Annotated in this window: 10 protein-coding genes; 6 read left to right on the forward strand and 4 right to left on the reverse strand. The window is 72.1% G+C overall.

Annotation, left to right across the window (positions count from 1 at the left end):
- The 4 genes from KBX53_RS12165 to KBX53_RS12180 form a co-directional block, all read left to right on the forward strand.
- Window positions 1–922, forward strand: a 922-nt coding sequence (locus tag KBX53_RS12165; protein WP_210859208.1) for an extracellular solute-binding protein, incomplete at its 5' end; no start/stop codon positions are given.
- A complete protein-coding gene (locus KBX53_RS12170) occupies window positions 919–2,034 on the forward strand; it encodes an ABC transporter ATP-binding protein (RefSeq protein WP_030328244.1) in 1,116 nt (371 codons plus the stop codon). The genes KBX53_RS12165 and KBX53_RS12170, both read left to right, overlap by 4 nt.
- Entirely contained in the window at window positions 2,031–2,924 is an 894-nt protein-coding gene (locus tag KBX53_RS12175; protein WP_030328241.1) for an ABC transporter permease, read from the forward strand. The genes KBX53_RS12170 and KBX53_RS12175 overlap by 4 nt, the downstream gene beginning before the upstream one ends.
- On the forward strand, window positions 2,924–3,814 hold the full coding sequence (locus tag KBX53_RS12180) for an ABC transporter permease (RefSeq protein ID WP_210859215.1): 891 nt from the start codon (window positions 2,924–2,926) through the stop codon (window positions 3,812–3,814). The genes KBX53_RS12175 and KBX53_RS12180 overlap by 1 nt, the downstream gene beginning before the upstream one ends.
- Here the strand turns inward: KBX53_RS12180 and KBX53_RS12185 are convergent.
- The gene (locus KBX53_RS12185) at window positions 3,792–5,315 is read right to left on the reverse strand and encodes a gluconokinase (protein ID WP_051708140.1); all 1,524 of its coding nucleotides are present in this window, start codon (window positions 5,313–5,315) and stop codon (window positions 3,792–3,794) included. The genes KBX53_RS12180 and KBX53_RS12185 overlap by 23 nt on opposite strands.
- Before the next feature lie 147 nt (window positions 5,316–5,462).
- Between KBX53_RS12185 and KBX53_RS12190 the strand changes: the two genes are divergently transcribed.
- Window positions 5,463–6,233: a trans-aconitate 2-methyltransferase gene (locus KBX53_RS12190; RefSeq protein WP_210859217.1), complete on the forward strand. Its 771-nt coding sequence runs from the start codon at window positions 5,463–5,465 to the stop codon at window positions 6,231–6,233.
- Between the two features lie 13 nt (window positions 6,234–6,246).
- On the opposite strand, the gene KBX53_RS12195 is transcribed toward KBX53_RS12190, so the two are convergent.
- From KBX53_RS12195 to KBX53_RS12205, 3 genes are all read right to left on the reverse strand, one after another.
- Window positions 6,247–6,960, reverse strand: a complete 714-nt coding sequence (locus KBX53_RS12195) for a hypothetical protein (protein WP_030328233.1) — start codon at window positions 6,958–6,960, stop codon at window positions 6,247–6,249.
- 106 nt (window positions 6,961–7,066) lie between these two features.
- Complete coding sequence (locus KBX53_RS12200) at window positions 7,067–7,729, reverse strand: response regulator transcription factor (protein ID WP_030328231.1); 663 nt, start codon at window positions 7,727–7,729, stop codon at window positions 7,067–7,069.
- Between the two features lie 70 nt (window positions 7,730–7,799).
- Window positions 7,800–8,930, reverse strand: a complete 1,131-nt coding sequence (locus tag KBX53_RS12205) for a sensor histidine kinase (protein ID WP_247675502.1) — start codon at window positions 8,928–8,930, stop codon at window positions 7,800–7,802.
- 144 nt (window positions 8,931–9,074) lie between these two features.
- Between KBX53_RS12205 and KBX53_RS12210 the strand changes: the two genes are divergently transcribed.
- The coding region (locus KBX53_RS12210; RefSeq protein ID WP_210859228.1) for a carboxymuconolactone decarboxylase family protein at window positions 9,075–9,364 on the forward strand (290 nt) is incomplete at its 3' end.

The following is a 9,364-nucleotide window of genomic DNA, read 5'->3' on the forward strand; positions in this document are numbered from 1 at the left end:
GGACCGGCGGGACATCGGTCTCGTGCTGACCGGCGTCGACGGCCTGGCCGCCGGGATCGAGCAGGGGCTCTGGATCGACGTGTTGCCAACCTTCCAGGACCGCCTCGGCGGCATGCGCGACTACCTGGCACCGGCCGCCGCGATGCAGCAGCTCGCCGGCAACGCGGGGGTCACCGTCACCTACTACCCGTCCGGCCCGCTGCTCGAATACCTGCCGTCCCGCCTTCCGACGCCACCCACCAGCGCGGACGCGCTGCTCGCCTGGGCCAAGGCCAACCCCAGGAAATTCCAGTACGCCCGCCCGGCCAACTCCGGACCCGGCCGGACGTTCCTGATGGGGCTGCCCTACATCCTGGGCGACTCGAACCCCAAGGACCCCACCGCGGGATGGGACAAGACGTGGGCCTTCCTCAAGGAGCTGGGCCAGTACGTCGACTACTACCCGTCCGGCACCACCGAGACGATGAAGAACCTCGCCAACGGCACCGCGCACCTCATCGTCAGCACGACCGGTTGGGACATCAACCCGCGGGTGCTCGGCACCGTGCCCAAGGAGGCCAGGATCACCCCGATCGACGGCTTCCACTGGGTCACCGACGCGCACTACGCCGTCATGCCCAAGGGCGTGTCGACCGACACCCAGGCCGCGGTGCTGGCCCTGTTGGCGTTCATGCTCACCCCCGAACAGCAGGCGAAGGCGTACGACGAGGGTTACTTCTACCCGGGCCCGGCGATCAAGGAGGTCCAGCTCTCCTCGGCCCCGCAGAAGAGTCAGGACGCGATCCGGGAGTTCGGTCGCCCCGAGTACGACGCGCTGATCGCCGGAAACCCGACCGAGGTTCCGCTCGACGCGAAGAGCCTGGTGGCGGCGTTCAGCCGCTGGGACCGTGAGATCGGCGGCGGGAAGGTCAAGCAGGGATGAGCGCCTTCTCCCAGCTGCGGCTGGACGGGGTGTCCCGACGGTTCGGCGGCCAGGCCGCGCTCACCGAGCTGGACCTGACGATCGGGGCGGGGGAGTTCATCGCCCTGCTCGGCCCGTCCGGCTGTGGCAAGTCGACGGCGTTGAACTGCCTGGCCGGGCTGCTGCCGTTGACGGCGGGGAGCATCTGGCAGGACGAGCGCCGCATCGACACACTGCCGCCGGAGCGGCGCGGCTTCGGCATGGTGTTCCAGAGCTACGCCCTCTTCCCGCACCTGACCGTCCGGGCGAACATCGCCTTCGGGCTGCGTATGCGGCGGCTGCCCAAGGAGGAGACGCGCCGGCGTACGGACGAGGCGGTGCGGCTGGTGCGACTGGAGGACCACGTCGACAAGCTGCCCGGTCAGCTCTCGGGTGGACAGCAGCAGCGCGTCGCCATCGCCCGCGCCGTCGTGTTCGAGCCGTCCCTGGTGCTGATGGACGAGCCGCTGAGCAACCTCGACGCGAAGCTGCGCCTGGAGATGCGGACCGAGATCCGCCGGCTGCACCAGTCGCTGGGGCTCACCACCGTCTACGTGACCCACGACCAGGAGGAGGCGCTCTCCCTGGCCGACCGGCTGGTGGTGCTGCGGGAGGGGCGGGTGCAGCAGATCGGCTCGCCGCGCGAGCTGCACACTCGGCCGGCGAACTGGCACGTCGCCGACTTCATGGGCTACCGCAACCTGTGGCGGGGGCGGGTGGAGCGGCGGGACGGCGCGCGGGCCACCGTCGAGTCGTCCGGGCACCGTCTGCTCGGCGAGGTGGTGGGCGACGTCCAGGCCGAGGCGGAGGCAGTGCTCGCGGTGCGCCCCGAGGACATCCGCGTCGACGGGCCCGGCGAGGCCCACAACGCCCTGTCGGCGACCGTCGAGGTGGTGGAGTATCAGGGCCGCGAGTTGGCGGCCGAGGCCCGCACCGACACCGGGCTGCTGCTGCACCTGCGCACCGAGCGGCGGATCGCCCCGGGCGACCAGGTCAGGCTCGGGGTCGACCCGCAGAGGCTGCTCGTCTATCCCGCCGACGCGGCGGCGGCGCAGACCAACCGCGTCCCGCAGGCCTCGGGGGCGACGCGGTGAGCCGGTCCGGGCGGCCGCTGACGCACTGGCAGCACCGCCTCGCCGAGCGGGGCGTCGACCGTCAGCTCTGGTTGCTGGTCCCGGCGCTGGTCTTCGTCATCGCCCTGTTCCTCTACCCGTTCTTCTACGGGCTGACGCTCTCGTTCCAGCCGACCACCGGCGGGCCGTTCAGCGACTACGCCCGGTTCTTCTCCGACTCCTACGAGCGGGGAACGATCGGCATCACACTGCGGATCGCGTTGCCCGCCGCGCTCCTGAACGTGCTCGCCGCGGTGCCGATCGCCTACCGGATGCGCGGCCGGTTCCGGGGCAAGCGGTTGGTCACCACACTGCTGGTCGTGCCGATCACGCTCGGCACCGTCCTCACCGCCCAGGGGTTGTTGAACTTCCTCGGCCCGACCGGCTGGTTCAACCGTGTCCTGCTGGCCACCAACCTCGTCGACGAGCCGGTGCGGCTGACCCACAACTACTGGGGTGTGTTCCTCTCGCTGGTGATCACCGGCTTTCCGTTCGCGTTCCTCCTGGTGCTCTCGTACCTGTCCGGCATCGACCCGACCCTGGAACGGGCCGCCGCGACGCTGGGCGCGGACTGGCGTCACCGGTTCACCCGGATCACCCTGCCGCTGCTGATGCCCGGCCTCGCCACGACCTTCTGCCTGACGTTCGTCCTGGCGTTCAGCGTGTTCCCGTCGGCGGTTCTGGTCGGCAACCCGGCCGGTGAGACCCGGGTCATCTCCCTCGCCGCCTACCAGGCCGCGTACGAGCAGTACGACTATCCGTACGCGTCGGCGATCGCCATGATCATGGGCTTCGTCGAGCTGGTCGTCATCGCTGTGGTGCTGGCCGCCCGCAGCCGCTTCTACACCGGCTCCACCGGAGGCAAGGGCTGATGGCAACGACCACCCAGGCGCCACCGGCGCGGCCCCCCGCCCCCAGCACCGACCGGCGGCGGCGCATCGCCGCCCGGCCGGCCGCCTGGATCGTGTGGGGCGTCGTCATCTTCTTCTTCCTCAACCTGCTGGGCGTCGTGGCGTCCGTGCTGGTCAGCTCGTTCGGCAGGCGGTGGTTCGACACCTGGCTCCCGGACGGCTACACCACTGACTGGTACGTCCGGGCCTGGGACGAGTTCGCGCTGCTCCAGGTCATCGTCGTGACCCTGGAGGTCTCCGTTCTCGTCGTGGGCCTCTCGCTGCTGATCGGCGTGCCGGCCGCCTACGCCCTCGCGCGACGCTCGTTCCCGGGCAAGCGGCTGATCTTCCTGGTGTTCCTGCTGCCCATCCTGATGCCCCCGATCACGTACGGCATCCCGCTGGCGACAGTCCTCTACAAGTTCGGCCTGGCCGGGCACCTGTCCGGGGTGGTGCTGGCCAACCTCGTACCGTCGGTGCCGTTCGTCATCCTGACCATGACCCCGTTCATCGAGCAGATCGACCCGCGGATCGAGAGCGCCGCGCGGATGTGCGGCGCCGGCCTGCGCACGGTGTTCCTCCGGGTCCTCACTCCGCTGCTGGTGCCGGGCATCCTCGCCTCCGCGATCCTCGTGCTGGTCCGGACCGTGGGGATGTTCGAGCTGACCTTCCTGACCGCCGGGCCCGACTCGCAGACCCTGGTGGTGGCGCTGTACTACTCGATGTCCGCGTCCGGGATCCGGGCCCAGCAGTCGGTCGACGCCATGGCGGTCATCTACACCTCGATGATGCTGGTCCTGCTCGTCGTCGCACTGCGCTACGTGAACCCGACCCAGCTCGTGGCGCAGGTCAAGGACGAGCCGGAGCACTGAGCCCGGTGCCGGCGTCGAGGATCTCACCCAGACGACCCGCCACCGTGACGAGCGTGGGCAGCCTGGTCCGCAGACCGCGGTAGGCCGTGGCGAGCGCCGGGTCGACAGTGACGCGGTCGCCGCCGGCCCCCGGGTCGAGCTGGGTGACCGCCGCCTGGAGGTCGGCGGTGTGGCCGATCGCGAAGAGCCCGAGCGCCGCCGCGCCGAGGGTGACCTGGTCGGCCGCGCCCGCCACCTGGACGGGGCAGTCCAGGACCGCCGCCATCACCTCGCGCCACAGCGGAGACCGGAAGGCGCCCCCGGTCAGCCGTACGCTGCCGATCGGCGTCAGCTCGGCCAGCCGGTCACGGACACCGCCGAGTTGCAGGCAGACGCCCTCCACGGCGGCCCGGACCAGGTGAGCGCGTGAGTGCTCGCCGCGCAGCCCCAGGAACGCGCCGGGCGGCGCGCAGCCCTCCGGCGCGGCCGGGTCGGCCCACAGGTACGGCAGCATCACGACTCCGTCGCTGCCCGGTGCGATCCGCGCGGCGAGATCCAGCAGCGCGGGGGTGGCGTTGTCGTCGCCGAGAACCCGTGCCGCCCACCGCACCACGTTGCCGCCGTTGCCGACCGACCCGCGGACGACCCACGCGTCCTCGGTCAGCGCCGCACAGGAGAAGGTCTCGGCCGCGTCGGTGCGGGGTGCCCTGACGACGGTCCGCAGAGCCCCGGTGGCCCCGAGCGTCAGGCCGCCGACGGTGTGCTCGGTCGCCGCCGCGCCCAGGCTCCGCAACGGACCGTCACCCGCACCCACCACGACGGGTGTGCCCGGCGGCAGACCGACCGCGCGCCCGGCCGCCGGCGACAGCCGCAGCACCGCCGTGGTGGGCAGCACCGGGGGCAGTTGGCTCTCGGACACTCCGGCGAGGTCGAGGACGGCGGAACTCCACGCCCGACGGTGCACGTCGAACATCCCGGTGCCGGATGCCGAGGACAACTCGGTCACCAACATCCCGGTGAGCCGATGGACCACATAGTCCTTGAGGCCGACCCACCACCGGGTCGCCGTGCAGAGGTACGGCTCGTGCCGGGCGAACCACAGGAGCTTGCAGAGCGGGTTTCTCGGGTGCACCGGCGTACCCGTCGACCGGTGCAGCTCCCGGCTCTGACCGGACGACAGCAGTTCGCGGGCCGCCTCCGCCGACCGCGTGTCACGCCCGGTCAGCAGCGGCGTCACCGGCGTCATCGCCGCGTCCAGCCCGATGAGGCCGTACCTGGCCGAACTCAGCGCGAGGGCGACCACCTCCGCCCCGGCGGTGCCGGCCACGCACGCGGAGGTGGCCGCCAGGGTGGCCGCCACGAGCACGTCCGGCTCCTGTACCCGCCAGCCGGGCACCGGCTCCACCACCGGGTACGCCCGGGTAGCGACGTGTCGGGCGGTGCCGTCCAACGTGAACGCGACCGCCCGCGCGGCGGTGGTGCCCACGTCGACTCCGACGATCACCCGACGCTCCGGCTGCATCCGCACATGGTCGAGCGGCGCTGCGCGGGCCGGCAAGCGGTTGCGCGCAGTTGTCGTCACGGCGGTGGCAGCCGCCGGTCGGGCTCGGAAGGGTCGGGCTCGGAAAGACCGGGCACCGCCGACACGGGTCGTGACAGGATCGTCGGCATGTCTGCTCGGGCGCTGAGCTTCGGGATGGTGGCGAAACGGTACGAGCGGTACCGACCGGGGTACCCCGTCGAGCTTGTCGACCTGGTGTCGACGTACGCGGGTCGGCCGATCCGAACGGCCCTGGAGATCGGTGCCGGCACCGGCAAGGCGACCCGGCTGTTCACCGCCCGGGAGGTCACTGTCACCGCGACCGAGCCGGACGGGGCCATGCTCGCCGAGCTGCGCCAGCACGTGCCCGCCGACGTTCGGACCGTACCCGCCGCGTTCGAGGACCTACGGCCGGGCGCGGCGAGGTACGACCTGGTCTACGTGGCGGCGGCACTGCACTGGACGAGACCGGCGGGTCGCTGGTCGCGGATGGCGGCGCTGCTGGAACCGGGCGGCGTGTTCGCCTCGTTCGGCGGACCGGTCCAGCTGACCGACCCGGCCGTGGCGGACGCCGTCCGCGCCGTCCGGGCACCGTTCCTGGACAGCGACGAGATCCCGTCTCCCGACGGCACGCACCCGGAAGAGGCCATGCAGTGGCCGGGCACCGAACTGCGCCGCTCCGAATGGTTCACCGATGTCCAGCAGAGCGTGATCGGGCGGCGTCTGACGATGAGCGCGCGCGACTACGTCGGCTACCTGTCGACGGTCTCGGCGTACCTCGAACTGCCGAGCGAGGCGCAGGGGCGGCTCTTCCGACAGATCGAGCAGATCCTGCCCGAGACTGTCGAGCTCAGCGCCGACATCGTCGTGCACCTCGCGCGTCGACGCACCGAGCGGTAGCACCACCGGGCGGTCAGACCAGGAACTCCTCGCGCATCCGCGCACCCAGGTTGATCCCGCCGACCGTCCGTGGACCGGCCGGATCGTGCACGGCGACGGTGTTGTTGCGACGCATCAGCTCACGGACGGCAGGTGGCAGTCGCGGCGGGTCGTCCATGGCCACCAGGACCCGCCCGGCGCTGGAGATCAGTCGATCGGCCAGGGCGGCGGCGTCGGTGTCCACCCGCACCCGGCCGTACTCCCAGCCGGAGGTGGTGAGGTCGAGCACCTCGAACACGCGGGTCAGCAACGGGTTCGGGTCGGTCACCCGGTCGAGCCGGGGCGCCCGGCTGCCGACCACCGTGACGGCGGCCGCCACCTGCGCGTACGGGTGGAAGCCGCACGGCAGCGCGAACAGCGGCCAGCGCAGGGCCGGGCCCGCCTCCTTCCACAGCGGCCGGTAGTTGCGGCGGTGCACCAGCAGTCGCCGGCCCGTCCGCCGGTGGATCTCCTGGGCCTGGGCCTGAAGGTCCACATGGGCCTCGTCGGCGACCTGACTCACGATCCGGGTCGCCACCACCAGGCCGTCGTCACTGTCCAGCGAACCGGTGAGCGCCTCGACCTGGTCGTTGAACCGGATCCGCGCGTGGGAGCCGTACCGGGACTGGACGTCGTGCAGCAGCGCCTGCTGGCGTCCCGGGTCGAGCTGGACCCGCCTACCGCCCAGCAACCGACGGAGCCAACGCATGTCGCCTCGATTCAGCAGAGCCGTCGCGGACGGCGGCAATGCTAGTGCGTCGCCTCTTCCCGGTGTCGCCAAGGGGGTTGATCGACTCCGCTGTCCGGGACGGCGCTCACCGGCGACGGGGCGTGATCAGCCCTGACTCGTACGCCCACACGACCAGTTGGGCCCGGTCGCGGCAGTGCAGCTTCGTCATCGCCCGGTTGACGTGTGTCTTGGCGGTCAGCGGACTGATCACCATGCGCGCGGCGATCTCGTCGTTGGTCAGCCCACGGGCGACCAGCTCGACGATCTCCTGCTCCCGGGCGGTCAGCACGTCGCGGCCGGCCGTCGGCTCGGCCGGCGGTGGGCCGGCCACGAACTCACTGATCAGCGTGCGCGTGACGGTCGGCGCGAGCAGCGCGTCCCCGCGCGCGACGACGGCGACGGCGTGCAGCAGGTCTGCGGGGTCGGCGTCCTTGAGGAGGAAGCCGCTGGCGCCCGCCCGCAGGGCGGCGAAGACGTAGGAGTCGAGCCCGTAGTTGGTCAGGATGAGAACCCGGATGCCGGCGAGGTCGGGATCGGCGGCGATGCGCCGGGTGGCCTCGATGCCGTCGAGACCGGGCATCTGCACGTCCATCAGGACGACGTCCGGGCGCAGGCGTCGCGACAGGTGGACGGCCGAGCTGCCGTCGGTCGCCTCGCCGACGACCTCCAGGTGGTCCTCGGCGTCGAGCAGTGCCCGGAAGCCGGCTCGCATCAGCGCCTGGTCGTCGGCGAGCAGCACCCTGATCATCGCGGCCCCGGCGGCCGGCGGGTGCCGCGCGCTCCGGCCCGGCTCGCTCGGGCCTGGCTCGATCGGCCGGTCACCGCGGGCCGTCCAACGGGAAGGTGGCCCGCACGGTGAACCCGTGGTCGTCGTGCGCGGCGGCCCGCAGGGTGCCGCCCAGTGCGCTGACCCGCTCCCGCATGCCCCGCAGACCCACGCCCGGGGTCAGCGGCTGGCCCGGTGACGCCCGACCGTCGTCGGTGACCGCGACGGTGAGCCCCGCCGGGGCGTACTCCACCTGGATGTGCGCGGTCGCGGGGCCGGCGTGGCGGGCCACGTTGGTCAGTGCCTCCTGGATGACCCGGTATCCGGCCTGGTCGACCTCGTCGGGCAGGTCCCCGCGCTGACCGGTGACGGTCACCTGCACCGGTACGCCGACCGCCCGGGTCCGCTGGGCCAGCTCGTCCACCCGGGCCAGTCCGACGCGATCGGCGTCGGTGGGCGCGCGCAGGACGTCGAGGGTGGTCCGGAGTTCCCGCATGGCAGCGCCGCTGGCCTCCTGGATCGCCAGCAGGGCGGCCGACGGCGCCTCGCCGTGTTTGCGGGCCAGGTGCACGGCGATCCCGGCCTGCACCTTGATCACCGAGATGCTGTGGGTCAGCGAGTCGTGCAGGTCGCGGGCGATGCGCAGCCGCTCCTCCCCGGCACGCCGCAACGCCATCTCCTCGCGGGTGCGTTCGGCTTCGACTGCCCGCTGCTCGACCTGCTCCAGGTACGCCCGACGCTGCCGTCCGACGAGCCCGGCGACGTTGGCGGCCACGAACCAGCCGAACAGCAGGGCCGTCCGTTCGAGGATCACCTGCCCCGGCTGGCCGGGCGGTGCCACCGAGACGTCGCGGGCCAGGAAGCCACCGAGGAAGACGACGCTGGCCAGGACGGCGGCCGACCGGTGCCCCTGCCAGGCGGCGAGGTACACCGCGCCGAGAACGGGGAACGCGGCGGACACCCCGGGGTGCACCCGGAGGTGAACGGCCAGCATGGCGACGGTGACCACGCCCAGCGCCACCACCGGGTAGCGCCGGCACGCCGCCAGGGCCACCGCCATGGCCAGGACCAGGGCGACGTCGAGCACCTCGACCGTCGCAGCGTCCGGGGTGAGCGCGGCGTTGCCGAGCAGGAGGACGCCGAGGGCGAGACCGCCGAGGGCGTACGGGAGGTCGCGGCGCATTGTCGCACTGTAGAACGGCCGCCGCCGGTGCAGCATCCCGCGAGCGTGGTACCTGCCGCGTACCACGGACGCGGTATCGGCGACCCGGCAAGTGTCTGCGCCGGAACGACGCTTTCCCGGTCTGCCGCAACAAGCATCGAGCCCATGACATACCGCTTCTTCACCCCCACGCCGACGAGGGCGGCCACCGGCCTCACCGCGGCGGTCTACCAACAGTTGCGCGACGACTTCCTCGGGCCGTTGCCGACCTTCCAGGCGCTGTCGGCGGTGCCGGAGGTGCTGGCCGCGACCTGGGCGTTGATGCGGGAGGCGCTGCTCGCCGGCGACGCTTCCCGGGTCGAACGGGAACTCGTCGCGACCGTCGTGTCCCGGGCCAACCGCTGTCAGTTCTGCGTCGACGCCCACGTGCTGCTGCTGCACGCGCTGGGCGCGTC

Origin of the sequence: Micromonospora sp. M51, from assembly GCF_018070305.1 — a bacterium.
Classification (GTDB): Bacteria; Actinomycetota; Actinomycetes; order Mycobacteriales; family Micromonosporaceae; genus Micromonospora; species Micromonospora parva.

Coding starts and splice junctions, on each gene's coding strand:
- KBX53_RS12200 (WP_030328231.1), bottom strand. CDS start 7,729: ATGATCAGGGTGCTGCTCGCCGACGACCAGGCGCTGATGCGAGCCGGC.
- KBX53_RS12185 (WP_051708140.1), bottom strand. CDS start 5,315: ATGCAGCCGGAGCGTCGGGTGATCGTCGGAGTCGACGTGGGCACCACC.
- KBX53_RS12190 (WP_210859217.1), top strand. CDS start 5,463: ATGTCTGCTCGGGCGCTGAGCTTCGGGATGGTGGCGAAACGGTACGAG.
- KBX53_RS12180 (WP_210859215.1), top strand. CDS start 2,924: ATGGCAACGACCACCCAGGCGCCACCGGCGCGGCCCCCCGCCCCCAGC.
- KBX53_RS12205 (WP_247675502.1), bottom strand. CDS start 8,930: ATGCGCCGCGACCTCCCGTACGCCCTCGGCGGTCTCGCCCTCGGCGTC.
- KBX53_RS12170 (WP_030328244.1), top strand. CDS start 919: ATGAGCGCCTTCTCCCAGCTGCGGCTGGACGGGGTGTCCCGACGGTTC.
- KBX53_RS12195 (WP_030328233.1), bottom strand. CDS start 6,960: ATGCGTTGGCTCCGTCGGTTGCTGGGCGGTAGGCGGGTCCAGCTCGAC.